This window comes from Pseudomonas sp. MPDS, from assembly GCF_013283895.1.
In the GTDB taxonomy this organism is placed as follows: Bacteria; Pseudomonadota; Gammaproteobacteria; order Pseudomonadales; family Pseudomonadaceae; genus Aquipseudomonas; species Aquipseudomonas rhizophila.
On sequence record NZ_CP054128.1, the window covers coordinates 2,593,854 to 2,614,166 of the forward strand.

At 61.3% G+C, this 20,313-nt stretch carries 18 protein-coding genes; 11 read left to right on the top strand and 7 right to left on the bottom strand.

Annotated elements, in window-relative coordinates; genetic code table 11:
* Positions 1-138 precede the first annotated feature (138 nt).
* Positions 139-1,785, top strand: a complete 1,647-nt coding sequence (locus HQ912_RS11480; protein ID WP_173406793.1) for a phospholipase D-like domain-containing protein — start codon at positions 139-141, stop codon at positions 1,783-1,785.
* A 157-nt stretch (positions 1,786-1,942) separates the two neighbouring features.
* On the opposite strand, the gene HQ912_RS11485 is transcribed toward HQ912_RS11480, so the two are convergent.
* Positions 1,943-2,389, bottom strand: a complete 447-nt coding sequence (locus tag HQ912_RS11485) for a thioredoxin family protein (protein WP_076384043.1) — start codon at positions 2,387-2,389, stop codon at positions 1,943-1,945.
* 349 nt (positions 2,390-2,738) lie between these two features.
* Here HQ912_RS11485 and HQ912_RS11490 point away from each other — a divergent pair, with 349 nt between their 5' ends.
* The 8 genes from HQ912_RS11490 (at position 2,739) to HQ912_RS11525 (ending at position 9,429) form a co-directional block, all read left to right on the top strand.
* On the top strand, positions 2,739-3,587 hold the full coding sequence (locus HQ912_RS11490; protein ID WP_047227834.1) for a transporter substrate-binding domain-containing protein: 849 nt from the start codon (positions 2,739-2,741) through the stop codon (positions 3,585-3,587).
* 53 nt (positions 3,588-3,640) lie between these two features.
* Positions 3,641-4,303, top strand: a complete 663-nt coding sequence (locus tag HQ912_RS11495; protein WP_076386604.1) for an amino acid ABC transporter permease — start codon at positions 3,641-3,643, stop codon at positions 4,301-4,303.
* A gap of 9 nt (positions 4,304-4,312) precedes the next feature.
* Complete coding sequence (locus HQ912_RS11500) at positions 4,313-4,975, top strand: amino acid ABC transporter permease (protein ID WP_047227835.1); 663 nt, start codon at positions 4,313-4,315, stop codon at positions 4,973-4,975.
* The gene (locus HQ912_RS11505) at positions 4,972-5,763 is read left to right on the top strand and encodes an amino acid ABC transporter ATP-binding protein (RefSeq protein ID WP_047227836.1); all 792 of its coding nucleotides are present in this window, start codon (positions 4,972-4,974) and stop codon (positions 5,761-5,763) included. Before HQ912_RS11500 ends, HQ912_RS11505 begins: the two co-directional genes overlap by 4 nt.
* A gap of 42 nt (positions 5,764-5,805) precedes the next feature.
* Positions 5,806-6,195: a RidA family protein gene (locus HQ912_RS11510; protein ID WP_047227837.1), complete on the top strand. Its 390-nt coding sequence runs from the start codon at positions 5,806-5,808 to the stop codon at positions 6,193-6,195.
* A gap of 145 nt (positions 6,196-6,340) precedes the next feature.
* A complete protein-coding gene (locus HQ912_RS11515) occupies positions 6,341-7,105 on the top strand; it encodes an IclR family transcriptional regulator (protein ID WP_047227838.1) in 765 nt (254 codons plus the stop codon).
* Positions 7,106-7,134: 29 nt separating this feature from the next.
* A complete protein-coding gene (locus HQ912_RS11520; RefSeq protein WP_107322659.1) occupies positions 7,135-8,352 on the top strand; it encodes an amino acid deaminase in 1,218 nt (405 codons plus the stop codon).
* Between the two features lie 153 nt (positions 8,353-8,505).
* Entirely contained in the window at positions 8,506-9,429 is a 924-nt protein-coding gene (locus tag HQ912_RS11525; protein ID WP_076384044.1) for a sugar kinase, read from the top strand.
* A 37-nt stretch (positions 9,430-9,466) separates the two neighbouring features.
* On the opposite strand, the gene HQ912_RS11530 is transcribed toward HQ912_RS11525, so the two are convergent.
* Both HQ912_RS11530 and HQ912_RS11535 read right to left on the bottom strand, forming a co-directional pair.
* Positions 9,467-9,742 carry a peptidylprolyl isomerase gene (locus HQ912_RS11530; protein ID WP_019690952.1) on the bottom strand — a complete coding sequence of 92 codons (276 nt, stop codon included), beginning with the start codon at positions 9,740-9,742 and terminating at the stop codon, positions 9,467-9,469.
* 48 nt (positions 9,743-9,790) lie between these two features.
* The gene (locus tag HQ912_RS11535) at positions 9,791-12,328 is read right to left on the bottom strand and encodes a PAS domain-containing protein (protein WP_047227841.1); all 2,538 of its coding nucleotides are present in this window, start codon (positions 12,326-12,328) and stop codon (positions 9,791-9,793) included.
* Between the two features lie 134 nt (positions 12,329-12,462).
* On the opposite strand from HQ912_RS11535, the gene HQ912_RS11540 reads away from it, so the two are divergent.
* A complete protein-coding gene (locus tag HQ912_RS11540) occupies positions 12,463-13,581 on the top strand; it encodes a PilT/PilU family type 4a pilus ATPase (protein ID WP_047227842.1) in 1,119 nt (372 codons plus the stop codon).
* A gap of 151 nt (positions 13,582-13,732) precedes the next feature.
* Here the strand turns inward: HQ912_RS11540 and HQ912_RS11545 are convergent, their stop codons facing one another.
* From HQ912_RS11545 to HQ912_RS11560, 4 genes are all read right to left on the bottom strand, one after another.
* Positions 13,733-15,688, bottom strand: a complete 1,956-nt coding sequence (locus HQ912_RS11545; protein ID WP_173406794.1) for an acetoacetate--CoA ligase — start codon at positions 15,686-15,688, stop codon at positions 13,733-13,735.
* Between the two features lie 196 nt (positions 15,689-15,884).
* Positions 15,885-16,661 carry a 3-hydroxybutyrate dehydrogenase gene (hbdH, locus tag HQ912_RS11550; RefSeq protein ID WP_076384048.1) on the bottom strand — a complete coding sequence of 259 codons (777 nt, stop codon included), beginning with the start codon at positions 16,659-16,661 and terminating at the stop codon, positions 15,885-15,887.
* Between the two features lie 8 nt (positions 16,662-16,669).
* A complete protein-coding gene (locus HQ912_RS11555) occupies positions 16,670-18,061 on the bottom strand; it encodes a GntP family permease (RefSeq protein ID WP_047227845.1) in 1,392 nt (463 codons plus the stop codon).
* 301 nt (positions 18,062-18,362) lie between these two features.
* A complete protein-coding gene (locus HQ912_RS11560; protein ID WP_139049660.1) occupies positions 18,363-19,778 on the bottom strand; it encodes a sigma-54 interaction domain-containing protein in 1,416 nt (471 codons plus the stop codon).
* Between the two features lie 222 nt (positions 19,779-20,000).
* On the opposite strand from HQ912_RS11560, the gene HQ912_RS11565 reads away from it, so the two are divergent.
* Complete coding sequence (locus HQ912_RS11565; protein WP_160894197.1) at positions 20,001-20,216, top strand: TIGR02450 family Trp-rich protein; 216 nt, start codon at positions 20,001-20,003, stop codon at positions 20,214-20,216.
* The last annotated feature ends 97 nt before the right edge of the window (positions 20,217-20,313 follow it).

Below are 20,313 nucleotides of genomic sequence, written 5' to 3' on the forward strand. Positions count from 1 at the left end.
CGCTCCCACATTTAACACTCGATCGATGAATCCCCTGTGGGAGCGAGCCTGCTCGCGATAGCATCGCCCCGGTGTCAGATCCGCACGCTCAATAAGCATCGCTGTTCTATGCTCAGCCAGACCTCACAGGAGTGAACCATGCGCGTACTCGTCACCAACGCCCAGGACGATTTTCGGGTCAAGGCCTACGCTGGCACCAACGGTGTATTGCTCGCCATGGACCTGGCCGAACCCCGGCGCAAGGGCTTGCTCGGCTTTGCCATCGAGAAGCAGCACGGCGCCAAGCCCTGGCTGTTCCTGTTCAACAGCCTGACCTTCCCCGACAAGGTGCACACGTTCCCGCAATTTCGCGCTACGCCGAGCGATAAAGCACCGTTGCAGAAATTTCGCTGGGCCGACTACGCCATCAACCCAGGCGTGGCAATTCACTACCGTGTGCACCTGGCCTATGGCAGCCCTGACGCGCCGCAACTGGGGGAATCACTTGAGGTGTCAGTGACCAGTGACGATGGTCAGCCAAGCAACCAGGGGGTCATCTTCAATCGTGCCGTGGCCGCGAGCCAGGCCTTCCAGCGCAAATTTCCCGAGCTGGATGCGCTGATCGACGCCAACAAAAATCTGTCCATCGATGCTTGGCCTGACGCGCCGCGCCGCTGGCTGGAAAACGGTTTGCTGGGGCGCTTGACCGGTTTTATCGACCGGGCCCTGAACGCCAGTTGGGCCCTGGACGTCGCCATCTATGAATATGAACTGCCGGTGATCGTCGAGGCTGTGAACGCCGCTTTCGCACGGGGGGCGCGGGTACGGGTGCTGTACCACGCTGAGCCGGGAGACGACGGCACACTGCGCAACGAAGCCAGCCTGGCAACATTGCCGGCGGCCAACAAGCGCGGGCGCGTCACGCACAATATTTTCCACGACAAGTTCATCGTGCTGAGCAAGGTCGACGACACCGGTTCGTTGCACCCCGAGGCTGTGCTGTGCGGCAGCACCAATTTCACTGCCAACGGCGTCTACCGCCAGGCCAACGTTATTCATGTGCTGGACGACGCGCGGGTCAGCAACAGCTATCGCCAGGTGTTCGAGCAGATCTGGGCCGCACCCGAGGACGTCGGGGCCACGCGGCAGTGGATCAACCGGAACAACCCCATGGTCCCCGAGGAGCCATTGTTCACCGGGTTCTCGCCGCGTACGGGAGAGGGCGACCTGGATCGCTTCGTCGATATCATCAATGGCGCTCGCAAGGACCTGCTGTTCGTCACGGCCTTCGCCTTGCCCGACCGGATCCTCGATGCCTTGCTCGGTCAACCCAACGACGACGTGCTGCGTTACGGCCTGCAGAACACCACCAGCCGCATCACTGGCTTTCATGCCGACCGCACCGCCGAATTCGCCGCCACCGCGCTGCTCAATACCGGCCTGGAGGGCTGGCTCAGGGAAAACATGAAAGGCCAGAAAGGCAATCTGCTGGTGCACACCAAAGCCGTCGTCACCGACTTCACCAGCGACACGCCGACCATCATCAGCGGCAGCCACAACCTGAGTGCCGCGGCCAGCAGCGGCAACGACGAGAACTACCTGATCATTCAGGGCGACACCGACCTGGCCGACCGCTACGGGCTTGAGCTGCTGCGCTTCTATGAGCATTACCGCTTTCGCTATTTCGCGAAAAAACTGGCGCTCAAGCAGGTCAAGCCACTGGCGGTGGATGACAGCTGGACGGACGATTATTACCGCGACGGGGATTTGCGGATGTTGTCCAGAGTGAGGTTTTGCGGACGCTAGGTGCAGTAAGTTATCCAGTGATGGCATGGGGCCGTTTATCGGCCAGGAAGCTGTCATGTGCCTCTGTCACGGAAGGTACAACACTGCCTGACACTCCGCCATCGCGAGCAGGCTCGCTCCCACAGGGTACTTATTTGCCATTCCAAAAAACACGCCGTTATCCAAGCGTTGCTCGCAACCTTACAAGCTCCCGTGCCCGGCGGGTGGTGCACAAGGTTCGCAGTTGCTCGTGCAACCAGTGCAAGTCACGGCGAGGCGAACGACGCGGCCGTCTGGGTTTGGTTCGGCCGATGTGTTCGGCAAAGTTCTGGGTCAGCGAGGCCTGATCACCGACGCCCTTGAGCTTGCGGCGTAACTTCCCATCCTTATAAAACAGCACCGTGGGTGTCCCGGTAACGTCCGGGTGTCGGGGCGATTCGCTGGTACTCAATTTGTAGATCACCGCCCGATCCTTGAATGTCTCGGCAACGCTACAAAACAGCGGCTCGGCCCAGCTACAGGCGTAGCAGTGGGGGTGGCCGAAATAGAAGACTACCGGGCGCCAGGTCTTGAGAGCCGTGCGGTAGTCCTTCGATGAGGCGATGTGAGTGATGAACGAACTCATGGCGGGCCTCCCTTCATCGACAGAGCGAGTGTTTGCCACCATAAGCAACACGGCCGGGCATCGCTACTGTCAGAGTTGACAGTAGCGTGGCTCCGTTTTGGTGCGCAAAAGCGTCGCTTGCTCCCTGTCTGAGGCCTTGCTACCCGAGGCTGTAGCCAACAGTAGCAGTCCCTGCGCAGATGCCCGCGTTCCTATTGAAACGTCTGGGCGTGCCATCCTTTTGATTTCATTGGTTTTCCATTTTCCTTATCCATACACCGCATGCCTGTGGCACACTTTCTGCTGTCTATTCCGTTGTTACATACTAAGTTCCGGTATAGCGGAATAAACTGACTCAGGAGTGCTTGCCATGCATCGCCGACCTTCCTTGTTCAAAGCGTGTGTTTTTATCTTCGCGGCCACGACGGCTGCCATGGGTGTCGCTCAGGCGGCGGACAGCAAGCTCGATAGCGTGCTGCAGCGCGGGAAATTGATCGTGGGCACGGGCAGCACCAATGCGCCGTGGCACTTCCAGGGAGCGGATGGCAAGTTGCAGGGTTTTGATATCGACATCGCACGGATGGTGGCCAAGGGTCTGTTCAATGACCCGGAGAAAGTCGAGTTTGTGGTGCAGTCGTCCGATGCACGCATTCCGAACCTGTTGACCGACAAGGTCGACATGAGCTGCCAGTTCATCACCGTCACCGCCAGTCGTGCCCAGCAAGTGGCGTTCACCCTGCCGTATTACCGCGAAGGCGTGGGCCTGCTGCTGCCGGCCAACAGCAAGTACAAGGAAATCGAAGACCTCAAGGCCGCCGGCGATGACGTCACCGTGGCTGTGCTGCAGAACGTCTACGCCGAGGAATTGGTGCACCAGGCGCTGCCCAAGGCCAAGGTCGATCAGTACGACAGTGTCGATCTGATGTATCAGGCGGTGAACTCCGGCCGCGCCGATGCGGCCGCCACCGACCAGTCTTCGGTCAAGTACCTGATGGTGCAGAACCCTGGTCGCTACCGCAGCCCGGCCTACGCCTGGAGCCCGCAAACCTATGCCTGCGCGGTCAAGCGCGGCGACCAGGACTGGCTGAACTTCGTCAACACCACCTTGCATGAAGCCATGACCGGCGTGGAATTCCCCACCTATGCGGCATCGTTCAAGCAATGGTTCGGCGTCGAGCTGCCGTCGCCGGCCATCGGTTTCCCCGTCGAATTCAAATGATCCCGTGAGCCCGGGGCGCCCTTGAGGGCGCCCCGTTGAAGGTACTGCCGACCATGAATTATCAGTTGAACTTTGCCGCCGTCTGGCGCGATTTCGACACCTTGCTGGCGGGGCTCGGCCTGGGGCTTTCCCTGGCGCTGGTGTCGATCGCCATCGGTTGCGTGATCGGCCTGGCGATGGCGTTCGCGCTGCTGAGCAAGCACCGCGTGTTGCGGGTGCTGGCCTCGGTGTATGTCACGGTGATCCGCAATACGCCGATCCTGGTGCTGATCCTGCTGATCTACTTCGCCTTGCCAAGCCTGGGTATTCGCCTGGACAAAATTCCCTCGTTCGTCATCACGCTCTCGCTGTACGCCGGGGCCTACCTGACCGAAGTGTTCCGCGGCGGGCTGTTGAGCATTCACAAGGGCCAGCGTGAAGCGGGGCTGGCCATCGGTTTGGGCGAGTGGCAAGTGAAGGCCTACGTCACCGTGCCGGTGATGCTGCGCAACGTGTTGCCGGCGTTGTCGAACAACTTCATTTCGCTGTTCAAGGACACCTCACTGGCGGCAGCGATCGCTGTGCCGGAGCTGACTTATTACGCCCGCAAGATCAACGTGGAGAGCTACCGGGTGATCGAAACCTGGCTGGTGACCACGGCCCTGTATGTCGCGGCCTGTTACCTCATTGCCATGCTGCTGCGTTATTTCGAGCAGCGTCTGGCGATCCGCCGTTAGGAGTCTTTCATGTACGAATCCCCCAGTTGGTTGCATGAGTTGTGGGTCGCCCGGGAGACGCTGTGGGCCGGGTTCCTGACCAGCGTGCAGTGCTCGGTACTGGCGATTTTGTTAGGCACGCTGATCGGCCTGTTCGCCGGGCTGGTGCTGACTTACGGTCGCTTCTGGATGCGCGCGCCGTTTCGTTTCTACGTCGACGTGATTCGCGGCACTCCGGTGTTTGTGTTGGTGCTGGCCTGTTTCTACATGGCCCCGGCCCTGGGCTGGCAAATCGGCGCATTCGAGGCCGGTGCCTTGGGCCTGACACTGTTTTGCGGCTCCCATGTGGCCGAGATCGTGCGCGGTGCCTTGCAGGCCTTGCCCCGTGGGCAGATGGAGGCAAGCCAGGCCATCGGCCTGACGTTCTTCCAGGCGCTGGGTTACGTGCTGTTGCCCCAGGCACTGCGGCAGATCTTGCCGACTTGGGTCAATTCCTCCACCGAAATCGTCAAGGCTTCGACCCTGTTGTCGGTGATCGGCGTTGCCGAACTGCTGCTCAGCACTCAGCAGATCATCGCCCGGACCTTCATGACCCTGGAGTTTTACCTGTTCGCCGGTTTTCTCTTTTTCATCATCAACTACGCCATCGAATTGCTCGGGCGGCACATTGAAAAGCGGGTGGCCTTGCCATGACTGATGTTTCGACCTCTACCAATGCTCAACCGCTGCTGGACATTCGCGGTCTGCGCAAACAATACGGCCCGGTGGAAGTGCTCAAGGGCGTGGACCTGAGCATGCAGCGCGGCAATGTCGTCACCCTGATCGGCTCCAGCGGCTCGGGCAAAACCACGTTGCTGCGTTGCGTGAACATGCTTGAGGAGTTCCAGGGCGGGCAGATCGTGCTCGATGGCGAGGCCATCGGCTATGACGAGGTGGGCGGCAAGCGCGTGCGCCACCCGGAAAAAGTCATCGCCCGGCATCGGGCCATGACCGGCATGGCCTTCCAGCAATTCAACCTGTTCCCGCATTTGACGGCGTTGCAGAACGTCACCCTGGGCCTGCTCAAGGTGAAAAAGCTACCCAAGGACGAAGCCGTGGCCCTGGCCGAGAAATGGCTGGAGCGGGTCGGCTTGCTGGAACGGCGCAATCATTTTCCCGGTCAGTTGTCCGGCGGTCAGCAGCAGCGTGTGGCGATCGCTCGGGCGATTGCCATGAACCCCAGCCTGATGCTGTTCGACGAAGTGACCTCGGCCCTGGACCCGGAATTGGTGGGTGAGGTGCTGAACGTGATCAAGGGACTGGCCGAAGACGGCATGACCATGCTGCTGGTGACCCACGAAATGCGTTTTGCCTTCGAGGTGTCCGACAAGATCGTGTTCATGAACCAGGGCCGCATCGAAGAACAGGGCCCACCGAAAGAACTGTTCGAACGGCCACAGTCGCCACGACTGGCTGAGTTTCTCAAGAACACCCGTTTTTAATTTTATTGAACCTCTGATTGATACAGGCAAGGAGAAACACCCATGAGCATTACGCGCTACGGCACCGGCAGCACCGCAGGCGGCGGTCAGCCACGGCCCTTCGCCCGAGCCGTTGAGGCCGACGGCTGGCTGCACGTGTCCGGTCAGGTGCCGGCGGTCAACGGCGAGATTATTGTCGGCGGGATCGTCGAGCAGACCCACCAGACCATGAAGAACCTGATCGCGATTCTTGAAGAAGCCGGATACGGCCTTGAAGATGTGGTGCGCTGCGGGGTATGGCTGGAAGATCCGCGGGATTTCTGGAGTTTCAACAAAGTATTTGGTGAATACTTCAGCCCCGAACATGCCCCTGCCAGGGCTTGTGTGCAAGCGAACATGATGGTTGATTGCAAGGTTGAGATTGATTGCATCGCCTACAAGAAAAAGGCCTGAGTCACTGAGGACTCATCGCGGGCACGCCTTGCTCCCACAAGGGAATGCAAACTCCTGTGGGAGCAAGGCTTGCCTGCGATAGCAATCTATCAGGCGGTGCAGCACTCTGGTTAAACTCCCGGCCAATTGAATGGGAACCCAAGACATGACCGAAGACACCATCAAACGCCGGGCCCGAGGGTTGGACCGGGCGTTCGATATCCTCGACTTCCTCAAGGAAATCGGCCAGCCGTTGCGCCCCAATGACATCGCCAGCGGCATCGGCAGTCCCAAGTCCACGGTCTACGAGCTGGTGGCGTCGCTGCTGGAGCGACGCATCCTGGAGCCGGTGGGCAAGGACGGCCACGTCTATCTGGGCCGCCAGTTGTACTTTCTCGGGCAGGCGCACCTGCGGCATTTCGACCTGAGTCGCGAGGCCGATCACGCCTTGCAGGAAATCGTCAGCCAGACCCGGGAAACCGCCCAGATGTGCCTGCTCAACGGGCGCAAATACACGGTGGCGCTGATGAAGGAGGGGGAGCGGCATTTTCGCATTTCCTCGGACATCGGCGAGAACGCGCCGATTCCCTGGACCGCATCCGGACGCCTGCTGCTGGCGCATCTGAGTGACCAGCAGATCGTCGACCTGATCGACCCCGACGACTTCATCCTGCCGGACGGCGAGCGCCTGCCCCTGGAGCGGTTTCTCGCGGAGATCCGCCAGGCCGGGCTCGATGGATTTTTCTCCTTCGACAGTGTGGCTGACACCTTCACCCACTGCTTCGCCGCGCCGGTCAAAGACGCCAATGGCGTGGCTATCGCGACCCTGTGCATCGTCGCCCCACGGGCCGACGCCAAGAACAACTACGCCGACTACCGCCGGGTGCTGATCGAAAGCGCCAACAACCTGGCCCGTCGCATCAATGAATAGACAGCCGCGGCTGTGTGAGGAGTGTGAACATGTCTTCTGCCATTCATAACGCTGCCGTGGAGAAGGGGGCCGCCCAAGCGGGTGATCACCTGCTGCGCGACATCAGCCTGCCGGCGCTGGTGCTGCATCGCCAAGCGTTGGAGCACAACATTGACTGGATGCAAAAGTTCGTCACGGACAGTGGTGCCGAACTGGCGCCCCACGGCAAGACCAGCATGACCCCGGCGCTGTTTCGCCGCCAACTCGAGGCCGGCGCCTGGGGACTGACCCTGGCCACCGCAGTGCAGACCCGTGCCGCTTACGCCCATGGCGTGCGCCGGGTGCTGATGGCCAACCAATTGGTGGGCACGCCAAACATGGCGCTGATCGCGGATCTGCTGGCAGATCCAGCGTTCGAATTCCATTGCATGGTCGACCATCCCGACAACGTTGCCGAGCTGGGCGCGTTCTTTGCCTCTCGCGGCGCGAAGTTGAACGTGATGATCGAATACGGTGTGGTGGGTGGCCGGTGTGGCTGCCGGACCGAGGCCGAGGTGCTGGCCCTGGCCGAGGCGATCGGGGCGCAACCGGCGCTGGCGCTGACCGGTATCGAAGGCTACGAAGGCGTGATCCATGGTGACCACGCCATCAGTGGCATCCGTGCGTTTGCCGCATCCCTGGTGGGGCTGGCGGTGCAACTGCAGGACAACGGTGCGTTCGCCATCGACAAGCCGATCATCACCGCCTCGGGTTCAGCCTGGTACGACCTGATTGCCGAGTCTTTCGAGGCTCGGAACGCCCACGGACGTTTCCTCAGTGTGCTGCGTCCTGGCAGTTACGTGGCCCATGACCATGGCATCTACAAAGAGGCCCAGTGCTGCGTGCTGGAACGGCGTAGCGACCTGCACGAAGGTCTGCGCCCGGCCCTGGAAGTCTGGGCCCACGTGCAATCGCTGCCTGAACCGGGCTTTGCGGTGATCGCCCTGGGTAAACGCGACGTGGCCTACGACGCCGGGCTGCCGGTGCCGCTCAAGCGTTACCAACCTGGCTCCGACTCGATAGCGGGGCAGGACCTGGCCGGCTGCAAGGTGACGGCGGTGATGGACCAGCATGCGTTCATGACGGTGGCGCCCGGGGTGGCGTTGCGGGTTGGCGACATCATTTCCTTCGGCACGTCGCATCCGTGCCTGACCTTCGACAAGTGGCGGGTGGCGTGCCTGGTGGATGAGCAGTTGCAGGTGGTCGAGAGCATGGAGACTTGTTTCTAGCCTTGAAACCGAGTCGCGGCTATCGCGAGCAGGCTCGCTCCCACAGTGGGGGCGGTTGTGAACAGAGGATTTATGTTCACCAATATCCCCTGTGGGAGCGAGCCTGCTCGCGATAGCGGCCTGGCAGACACTATCGAAATATCAGGATCGCCCATGAGCTACCCCAACCCAAAACCTCGCATCGCCCTGATCGGCGAGTGCATGATCGAACTGCAGCAGCGCGCCGATGGCAGTCTGCAACAAAGCTTCGGCGGCGACACCCTGAACACCGCTGTGTACCTGTCCCGCGCCCTGGGTGAGAAGGGCGCGGTGGATTACGTTACCGCCTTGGGCGACGACAGTTTCAGCGATGCCATGTGCCAGAGTTGGGCCGCCGAAAATATCGGCCTGGATCGGGTCCAGCGCCTGCCCGGTCGTTTGCCGGGTTTGTATTGCATCCAGACCGACGCGGCGGGTGAGCGGCGGTTTTTGTACTGGCGCAACGAGGCGGCGGTGCGTGATTGCTTCACCACCCCGGCCGCCGCACCGATTCTGGCGGCGCTGCCGGATTACGACGTGCTGTACTTCAGCGGCATCACCCTGGCCGTGCTCGGTGAGCAAGGTCGTGGCAAGCTCATCGAAACCCTGATCCAGGCCCGCCGGCGCGGGGCCGAGGTGGTGTTCGACAATAACTACCGGCCAAGGCTCTGGGCATCAGTGGATGCAGCCCGTGCGGCCTATCGCAGTGTATTGCCTTACGTGGAGCTGGCGCTGCTGACGGTGGACGACGAGCAGGCGCTGTTCGGTTATGCCGACAGCGCTGAGGTGTTCGCCGCGTACGCGCAGTTGGGCACTTCGGAAGTGGTGCTCAAGCGCGGTGCTGAGCCCTGTCTGATCTGTTGTGATGGTGAGTCTTTCGAGATTCCGGCCCAGCGAGTGGAGCGGGTGGTGGACACGACGGCGGCGGGGGATTCATTCAGTGCTGCTTACCTGGCAAGCCGCCTGCTCGGTGGCAGCCCGGTGGAGGCCGCCGAGGCTGGACATCTGTTGGCGAGCCGGGTCATCCAGGTGCCGGGGGCGTTGATGCCCAAGGACTGAAGGGGCCGCGAAGTACCTGTGGGAGCGGGCTCGATCATTAGTCCCGGTAGAACACCTGCACCAGGTGATAGCCGAACTTGCTCTTGATCGGCCCATGCACCACCCGCAGGGGTTTTTTGAAGATTACCGCATCGATTGCACCGACCATCTGCCCGGGCCGCACTTCACCCAGATCACCGCCGCGTTTGCCCGAGGGGCAGGTGGAGTATTTCTTGGCCAGTACATCGAAGGCTTCGCCTTTGGCGATGCGTTGCTTGAGCTGTTCGGCTTCTTCGGCGGTTTTCACCAGGATATGGCGGGCTTGGGCTTTCATTGCAGCAGTGACCTGAACGGTGCGACGGGGCGGCGATTATGCCTCAAGTCAGGCGCCATGGTTGATCATCGTCCGAATCTTGTTCGCCAGCAGATCGAGGCTGAAGGGCTTGGCAACCATATCCATGCCCTGCTCGAGAAAGCCCTGGCGCTCGGTGGCCTTCTGCGCATAACCGGTCATGAACAGCACCTTCAGATCGGGCCGATGCTGGCGGGCGATTTCCGCCAGTTGCCGGCCATTCATGCCTGGCAGGCCGACATCGGTCACCAGCAAGTCGATGCGCTGGCTGGACTCCAGTAGCCCAAGGGCAGCCTTGGCGTCCTGGGCTTGAAGGGTGGTGTAACCCAGGGCGTCGAGCAGATCGAGCACCAGCATGCGCACGGCCGGTTCGTCTTCGACCAGCAACACGGTTTCACCGGCGACGGCGGCCGGTGCATCCAGCGCTACCGGCGCCGCAGTCTGCTGGACAGACGCGACGTACAGCCGCGGCAGGTACAACTGCACCCGCGTGCCCTGGTCCGGCACACTGTCCAGGCTCAGCAGGCCACCCGACTGTTGGGCAAACCCGTAGATCATCGACAAGCCCAAACCGGTGCCCTGGCCGATGGGTTTGGTGGTGAAGAACGGATCAAAGGCCTTGGCCAGCACGGATGGGGTCATGCCGCTGCCATTGTCGCTGACGGCAATCATCACGTAGTCACCGGCCTTGACCGGTTCCAGGGCACTGAGGTCATTCCCGTCGAGGTAGACGTTGGCGGTTTCGATGGTCAATTCGCCACCCTCAGGCATGGCGTCCCGAGCGTTGATCACCAGGTTGAGCAGGGCGTTTTCCAGCTGGCTGGCATCGGTGCTGACCGGCCACAGTTCATCGGCCAACTGCAGGCGCAGCACGATGTGATCGCCGGTGGTTCGGCTCAGCAAGTCTTCAAGTGAACGCACCAGGTCATTGGGGTCCAGCGGTTTGCGGTCCAGCGACTGGCGGCGGGAAAACGCCAGCAGACGGTGGGTCAGGGCCGCCGCACGATTGGCCGAGGACACGGCCGCTTCGGTGAAACGACCGATCTCGGCGGTGCGACCGCTGGCAATGTAGCGCTGCATCAGGTCGAGACTGCCGAGAATGCCGGTGAGCATGTTGTTGAAGTCATGGGCAATGCCGCCAGTGAGTTGGCCCACGGCCTCCATTTTCTGGGCGTGTCGCAGCGCCTCCTCGGCACGTTCGCGTTCGAACATCTCGTTTTGCAGGCGGTGGTTGGCTTCAGCCAGTTGCTGGGTGCGGGCGATGACGCGTTCTTCGAGCGTTTCGTTGAGGTTGCGCAGGGCCTCTTCGGTTTTCTTGCGCTCGGTCTCGTCGATCACAAAGATGTAGAAACCGTTCACCGCACCATCGGCCCCACGGCGCGGCAGGTAGTTGATCAAGGCATGGCGGGGACGGCCGTCGCGGTGATCCGATTGCACGGTGAAGCTGCACGGCTTGCCTGCCAGGGCGTCGGCGATCTGCTCGGCGCGGGCGGCGTAGGCTGAATCGCCGAGCACTTCGCGAATGGTCTTGCCATATAGCTCTTGGGGCGTCAGGCCATACCAATCCAGATAGGCGCTGTTGTTGAGGCGAAAACGTTCTTCCCGGTCCACATAGCTGATAAGGACCGGCATGGCGTTGATGATCAGTTGCAGTTCGGTCTGGCTCTGGCGCAGGGCCTGCTCGGTACGCTTGCGATCGGTCAGGTCCAGGGCCGCGCCGAGAAAGCGTTTGGGCCGGCCATGGCGATCCTTGTAGCAACGACCGCGCACGAACACCCAGCGCAGTTCGCCGTCAGGCCGCAGGAGACGGTACTCCTCGGCGTATTCAGTGCTGTGGGTGATGCAATGCTTGATGCTGCGGGTGACCATGGCCCGGTCCTGGGGATGCACGCCTTCAAGGTAAGCGCTGATGGGCAACTGGCGCGACAGGTTCGGGTCGACGCCATGCAGCACCGCGAAGTGCTCGTCGGCAACAAAGCGGTCTTCGCTGATGTCCCAATCCCAGGTGCCTAGCGTATCGGCAGCGGCCAGGGCCAGTTGCAGGCGTTCCTCGCTTTCCTGCTGGGCCTTGAGGCTGGCTTCTGAGCGTCGCTCGAACTCCAGGGCCAGGCGTCGTCGTTCACCGGTCTCGATGGCTGTGACCAGAATACCGGCCACGGCGCCGTCTTCATCGCGCACGGGGCTGTAGGTCAGGTCCAGCCAGACATCGCAGAGGCGACCGGCGAAGGGCACCCGCCATTGCTGATCGCGACAGGTGTGCATGTGGCCTTGCAACACGCGGTGATAAATCGGCCCGCTCAGGTCTTTGAGTTCGGGCCATGCTGAATGGGTCGGCTGGCCGAACGCCTGGGGGTGTTTGTCGCCCGTCAGGCGGGTAAAGGCGTCGTTGTAGAAATGAATCAGCTGTGGCCCCCACAGCAGGGACATCGGCAGCGGCGAGTGGAGCACGATGTCCAGGGCGGTACGCAGGCTCTGGGGCCAGGTTTGGGCAGTGCCCAGCGGGCTGTTGGCCCAGTCACGTCGGGCGAACAGGCTTTGTATGTCAATGCCGGTGGGTGTTGCGTTCATCACGCAAACCCTGCAAATCGTGTCGCAGCCACGGTGTCTACTATCCTCTGAAGAAGGTAAGCGCGGGTTGGTCTGAAAAGTTTGCTCATCGGGTCAGCTTGTTTCATTGAAGTCTCGCGGAAGTCAATCAGGCCATGGAAATCGATCCCTTGTTACGCATCCTGGCGAGCCAGGATGGCTCCGACCTCTATATGTCCACCGGTGCGCCGCCGTGCGCGCGTTTCGAGGGGGTGCTCAAACCCTTGAGCAACCAGCCCTTCAAGGTGGGCGACATCGCCGGGCTCGCCGAGTCTTTGATGGACGCCGAACAGCGGCTTGAGTTCGATCGAGAACTGGAAATGAACCTGGCTATCTCCCTGGCTGGGGTCGGGCGGTTTCGCGTCAATATCTTCAAGCAGCGCAATGACGTGTCCATGGTGATCCGCAACGTCAAGCTCGACATCCCTCGGTTCGAGGACCTGAAACTGCCAAATGTGTTGCTGGACACCATCATGCAGAAACAGGGGCTGATGCTGTTCGTCGGCGCGACAGGGTCGGGCAAGTCGACTTCCCTGGCGGCGCTGATCGATTACCGTAATCGCAACAGCAGCGGCCATATCATCACCATTGAAGATCCGGTGGAGTATATCCATCGACACAAGAAATCGATCATCAATCAACGGGAAGTCGGTGTCGACACCCGCAGCTTTCATGCCGCCCTGAAGAACACCTTGCGCCAGGCACCAGACGTGGTACTGATCGGCGAAATTCGTGATCGCGAAACCATGGAACATGCCCTGGCCTTCGCCGACACCGGGCACCTGGTGATTTCCACCCTGCATGCTCACAATGCCAACCAGGCGCTGGACCGGGTGATCAATTTCTTCCCGGAAGAACGCCGGCCGCAGCTGCTCAATGATCTGGGCAACAACCTCAAGGCGTTCGTGTCGCAACGCCTGGTGCGCACTCGCACCGGCCAGCGCCGGGCCGCGGTGGAGGTCATGCTGGGCTCGCCCACGGTGGCCGACCTGATCCGCCGCAATGAGTTCGGCGAGCTCAAGGGCATCATGGAAAAGTCAGAAGAACTCGGGATGCAAACCTTCGATCACGCCCTGTACAACCTGGTGGTGGAGGGTGCTATCGATGAGGAGGAAGCCCTGAAAAACGCCGATTCGGCAAACAACCTGCGGTTGCGCCTGAAGTTGCATGCCGAGTCGGGGGCAGCGGTGCCCCCGGCCGATCCGGCGGCGGGGGAGTGGGGGTTGATGGATTGATGGTTCCACAGGCATACCGCGTTGTCGTTCATCGCGAGCAGGCTCGCTCCCACAGGGAATCGATGGTGATTGCCAATCCTGTGTTCACCACCGACCAATGTGGGAGCGAGCCCGCTCGCGATGAGGCCAGATGGCCCATACGGCTTTAACCTCAGGTGGTCAGTTCCAGCCGATCCCTGAACTGCTCCAGCGCCTCGGGATTGGCCAGGGCATCGGTGTTTTTCACCACCTGCCCATGCACCACGTTGCGCACCGCCAGTTCCACCACCTTGCCGCTGATGGTCCGCGGGATGTCGCTGACTGCCAGGATCTTCGCCGGCACATGACGCGGTGTGGTATTGGCGCGGATCACCTGGCGGATCTGTTGCTCCAGGGCCTCATCCAGGGTCACGCCGTCGCGCAGGCGCACAAACAGTACCACGCGCACATCACCCTGCCATTGCTGGCCGATAGCAACGCTGTCCAGCACCTGCTCGACCTTTTCCACCTGCCGATAGATTTCCGCCGTGCCGATGCGCACGCCACCGGGGTTGAGCACTGCATCCGAACGCCCGTGGATCAAGAAACCGCCGTGAGGCAGTTCCTCGGCGTAGTCCCCCTGGGCCCACACACCGGGGAACTGGCTGAAGTAGGAGGCCCTTAGCTTTTCCTGCTGCGGATCATTCCACAGGCCAATGGGCATGGCCGGGAAGTGCCGGGTGCAGACCAGTTCACCTTTCTCACCGATGACCGCCTGGCCTGCCTCGTTCCAGACCTGCACCGCCATGCCCAGACTCTTGCCCTGCATCTCGCCACGGCGAACGGCGGACAACGGATTGCCATTGACGAAGCACGACACAATGTCGGTGCCACCGGACATCGAGGCCAGGCACACCTGGGGCTTGAAGTCGCGATACACGTAGTCGTAGCTATGGGGCGCCAGGGCCGAGCCGGTGGACAGGATGGTTTTCAGGCTGCCCAGGTCATGGGTCTGTCGCGGTTTCAAACCCTGGCTTTCCAGGGCCGCCAGGTATTTGGGGCTGGTGCCGAATACGCTGATGCGCTGCTGGTCGATCAGGTCCAGCAGGCGCTCGGGGCCAGGGTGAAAGGGCGAGCCGTCGTAGAGCACCACCGCACTGCCGACGGCGAGGGCCGACACCAGCCAGTTCCACATCATCCAGCCACACGTGGTGTAGTAGAACAGGCGATCTTCGGGGCCAAGGTCCACATGCAGGCCATGTTCCTTGAGGTGTTGCAGCAACACGCCGCCGGTGCTGTGGACGATGCACTTCGGCACGCCGGTGGTGCCACTGGAATAGAGGATGTACAGCGGATGATCGAACGGCACGTCAACGAACGCCGGTTCGCCGCCACAGCGGTAGAAGTCGCTCCACAACGCGACGCTGGCCGTTGTCTTGAAGTCTTCGACGCGGGCGTCAGGGCATGCATAGGGCAGGATGATCAATTGCTGCAGCGAAGGCAGGCGCTCGAGGATTTCGTTGACCTTGGCTCGCTGGTCGATGACCTTGCCGGCGTAGCGGTAACCGGCGCAGGTAATCAGCACCTTAGGCTCGATCTGGCCGAACCGGTCGATGACCCCGTGGGTGCCGAAGTCAGGCGAGGAGCACGACCAGATCGCCCCCAGGCTGGTGGTGGCGAGCATGCCCACCAGGGTCTGCCAGGTGTTGGGCATGCACGCGGCTACCCGGTCGCCCTTGCTCACACCTGCCGCTTGCAGGCTTTTTTGCAGGCCAGCGACGTGGGCGGCAAGTTCGGCCCAAGTCAGTTGTTCTTGCCCGCCACTTTCGTCGAGGGCAACCACGGCCACGGCGTCATCGCGCCGGCGCAGCAGGTGTTCGGCAAAATTCAGTGTCGCCCCGGGAAACCACCGGGCGCTGGGCATTTGCTCACCTTCGACCAGCACATCGCTGGGCGCCTGGTGAAAACGGATCTCGAAGAAGTCGACGATGGCCTGCCAGAAGGCTTCACGCTGGTCGATGCTCCAGGCGTGCAGCGCCGGATAATCGCTCAGTTGCAGCTGATGCCGTTCGTTGATGAACCGGCGAAAGGCGTCCATGCGTGACTGGGCGATGCGATCGGGGGTGGGTTGCCAGAGGATGTCGGACATGGGGTGCCTCTTTTTCTTTTATGTACACACAAACTATAGAGCGACCCAATCTTGTGGCGAGGGGATTTATCTGTGGGAGCAAGGCTTGCCCGCGATGAACGAAAACGCGGTTTAGCTGTTAAACCGCGGTGCGGCCATCGCGGGCAAGCCTTGCTCCCACAGATAAATCCCCTCGCCACAAGGGATCGCAAGAAATTTACTGAGCCAGCCACCCACCATCAATATTCCACGCCGCGCCACGTACCTGGCTGCCGGCTTCGCTGCACAGAAACAGCACCAGTTCCCCCAGTTGCGGCGGGGTGACGAATTCCAGGGAAGGCTGTTTTTCGGCCAGCAGGTCATGCTGTGCCTGTTGCGGGTCGATGCCCGTGGCAATGCGGTCGTCGATCTGTTTCTGCACCAGCGGTGTCAGCACCCAGCCAGGGCAGATGGCGTTGCACGTCACGTTACTGGTGGCGGTTTCCAGGCCGACCACTTTGGTCAGACCGATCACCCCGTGTTTGGCTGCGACGTAGGCGGCCTTGCCCACCGAGCCGACCTGGCCGTGCACCGAGGCAATGTTGATGATCCGCCCCCAGCCCTTGGCGCGCATGCCCGGCAGGCTCAAGCGCGTGGCATGGAACACCGAGGACAGGTTGATGGCGATGATCGAGTCCCAGCGCTCCACCGGAAAATCTTCCACGGCGGCCACATGCTGGATACCGGCGTTGTTCACCAGAATGTCCACGCCGCCGAACTCCCGTTCGGCGTAAGCGAGCATGTCGGCGATCTGCGCCGGATCACTGACATCGGCCGGATGATGGCCGACCTTGCCGCCGAACTGTTTCACCTCGGCGATCACCGTCGAGGCATCGCCGAAGCCGTTGAGGATCAGGTTGGCGCCGGCCTTGGCGAGGCTCAGGGCGATGCCCAGGCCGATGCCGCTGGTAGAGCCGGTGACCAGGGCGGTCTTGCCCGAAAGAGGGGTTGTCATGGGGAGCCTCACACAATGCCAGTGGCGTAGAACACAGCGATCACGAAGAACACCGCGAGGGTCTTGATCAGCGTAATGCAGAAAATGTCTTTGTAGGCTTCACGGTGGGTCAGACCGGTCACCGCCAGCAGGGTGATCACCGCGCCGTTGTGGGGCAGGGTGTCCATGCCGCCGCTGGCCATGGACGCGACCCGGTGCAGCACTTCCAGAGGAATGTTGGCGGCGTTGGCGGCGCTGATGAACGTTTCGGACATCGCCGCCAGGGCGATGCTCATGCCGCCCGAGGCTGAACCGGTGATGCCCGCCAGCAGCGTCACGGTCACGGCTTCATTGACCAGTGGATTGGGGATGTTCTTGAGCCAGTCGGCCAGCACCAGAAAACCCGGCAAGGACGCGATGACCGCGCCAAAACCGTATTCCGAAGCGGTGTTCATTGCCGCCAGCAGCGCACCGCCCACCGCGCTCTTGCTGCCTTCGGCCAGCTTGCTGCGAATGGTGCTGAAGGCGAACAGCAGCACCAGGACAATGCCCACCAGCAACGCGGCCTGCACGGCCCAGATCGCGGTGAGCTTGGCGATGTCGCTGGTCACGGGTGTGGTCATGCCCGGCAGCGCCAGGCTGTGGGTCTTGCCATACCACTGGGGAATCCACTGGGTGAACAGCAGGTTCATGATCCCGACCGCCAACAGCGGCGAAATGGCGAGCCAGGGATTGGGCAGTTTGATGTCTTCGGCAGTCTCCGGCTCGTTGCGCAGTTCGGTGCCGTAGCCTTCGCCTAGGCGCTGGGCCTTGTTGCGCTGGCGTTGCAGGAACAGCATGCCGAAGCTGAACACGAAGATCGTGCCGATCACACCCAGCCAGGGCGCGGCCCAGGCGGTGGTGTTGAAGAAGGTGCTGGGGATGATGTTCTGGATCTGCGGCGTGCCGGGCAGAGCGTCCATGGTGAACGAGAACGCGCCAAGGGCAATGGTGGCCGGGATCAGTCGCTTGGGAATATTGCTCTGGCGGAACATCTCGGCGGCGAACGGATACACCGCGAACACCACGACGAACAATGATACGCCGCCATAGGTCAGCAAAGCGCAGACCAGCACAATCACCAACATGGCCTGGCGCGTGCCCAGCAGACGAATCGCCGCCGCGACGATAGAGCGGGAGAAACCCGACAGCTCGATCAGTTTGCCGAACACCGCGCCGAGCAGGAACACCGGGAAATACAGTTTGATGAAGCCGACCATCTTCTCCATGAACACCCCGGTGAAAGCCGGCGCGACGGCGGAAGGGTCAGTGAGCAGGACGGCGCCGAGGGCGGCGATGGGGGCAAAAAGGATAACGCTGTAGCCACGGTAGGCGGCCACCATCAGCAGCGTGAGGGCTGCCAAGGCAATGATCACACTCATGGTGTGTCTCCTGGATTGTTATTTTTGTGGTGAAGCGGTGCGGAGGGCTTTAGCGAGTTTTGTGCCAGGTATGTAATTTATTGAAATATAAGGAAATTATTGATTTTGGTGGGAGTGGTTCGAGGGTTTTGTCTCCATTGGGAGATTTTCAGGGGCTGTGCTGGCCTCATCGCGAGCAGGCTCGCTCCCACAGGTTGACCGAGTTCGTCAGGAAAGTACGGTCCACTGTGGGAGCGAGCCTGCTCGCGATGAGCGCGAAGCGCTCAAAAGGAGCTGTCTATATCTAGAGATATGCGTCTCTTTATTGAGACTCTGCAATCCCCAGCGCCACCATTTTCTTATACAAGGTCGACCTCCCCAGCCCCAACCGCTCAGCCGCTTCAACTACCTTGCCGCCGCATTGCGCGAGGGTGGTTTCGATCAAGTGACGGTCGAATCGTGCCCGGGCCTGGCTGAAGGTTTCTTGCGGCAGCGGTTCCTGATGTGGATTCAACGCCCGGGTGACCGGCGTGAAAGTCCCAATGGCCGCTCGAATATCGGCGGCAGTGAGCAGCAGGTCGTCGCTGAGCAGCGCGGTTCGTTCCAGCACATTGCGCAACTCCCGGATGTTGCCCGGCCAGGCGTGTTGCCCCAGCAGGTCGAGTGCGTCGCGGTCCAGTTCGTGCTGGCTGCGCAGTTCTTCGAGGATCGCCTCGCTCAGGGCCGGCAAATCATCCAGGCGTTCGCGCAGCGGCGGGACCTGGATCGGCAACACATTGAGGCGGTAATACAGGTCGGCGCGAAACTCTCCGCGTTTGATCGCTGCTTCCAGATCCATGGACGTGGCAGCGATGATCCGCACGTCGCTTTGCAGCACCTCGTTGGAGCCCACGGGTTCGTATTCTTTTTCCTGCAAGACCCGCAGCAGTTTGCTTTGCAGCGGCAGTGGCATGTCGCCAATTTCGTCCAGGAACAGTGTGCCGCCCTGGGCGATCTGCAGCTTGCCGGCGCGGCCTTTGCGGTCGGCGCCGGTGAAGGCGCCCGGGGCGGTGCCGAAAAACTCGGCTTCCAGCAGGGCCTCCGGGATCGCCGCGCTGTTGATGCTGACGAACGCCTTGTGCGCCCTCGGCGAAGCACCGTGGATTGCCTGGGCCAGCAGTTCCTTGCCGGTCCCGGTTTCGCCGAGCAACAGCACCGGCGAATCGGCGCTGGCGCTGCGCCGGGCACGACGCTTGACCTCCAGGCTGGCGCTGCTGGTGCCGATGAAGTGGGCGAAGTTGTACCGAGTCTGCCGTGCCCGCAACAGCGAGCGGGTGGAGGCCAGTTCCTCCTGCATGCTCAGGTAGCGCTTGAGCATCGGCGACAGGCTGCGCAATTCATCGAACAGGGCAAAACCGATGGCGCCGATCACCGCGCCCGCGCTGTCGTGGATCGGCAGGCGCATCACCACCAGCGGCTCCTTGGGCGTGTCCTGCATGTCCAACAGAATCGGTCGGCCAGTACGTACCACTTCGCGCAGCAGGCTGCTGGGGATCACGCTCTCGCACGCCCGGCCGATGGCTTCTTGCGCTGAGTTCAGGCCGAAGCGCCGGGCGTAGCGTTCGTTCATCCAGACGATGTTCGCGTCACGGTCGACAATCACCGTGCCTTCGCTGGACTGTTCGATGATCTCGAACAACGAACGGATCGCCAGCGTGCGCACGCGCTTGTAATCCTTGAGGCTCTCGGTGGGGTTCATCGGGCATTTCCAGAAGGTGGGATTTGCCGGCATCCTCCGATCAAAGGGGTTGCCAAAGAGCGGCATTATGCCGGGAGGGGCCGGCCGAGCACTACTCCGCCCGCATCCTTTGCCGTGGCGTATCAATGGCAAACCCTAAGCCTTAGTGGATCTGCTCAGTGGTGGGCAGTCTGATAAACTTGTACAGTTTTTACTAATATGTACATTTTTCTGAGAGCGCTCATGAATAAATTCAACCCTCGCAAGCTGCAGCTCTCCAAATGGACGGCCTGTGCGCCGACTGATCGGGAAAAGCACTTTCTCGTCACCAAGCTGCTCTGTGATGAGGAGGGGACACCCATTCAGATTGAGCTTGAGGCTGTATACAGCGCTCGTGTGACGTTGCTCGACTGGCGCGAGTTGCGCGACAGCAAGCATTGGAAAATGGGCTGGTGCTGAATGGCTTGGGCTGTGCCATAGAGATCCGTATGACTTCTTATAGTTATACACAATCATAAAGTTGTACAAGTTTTCCTGCGATAGTGGCTTAATGCAG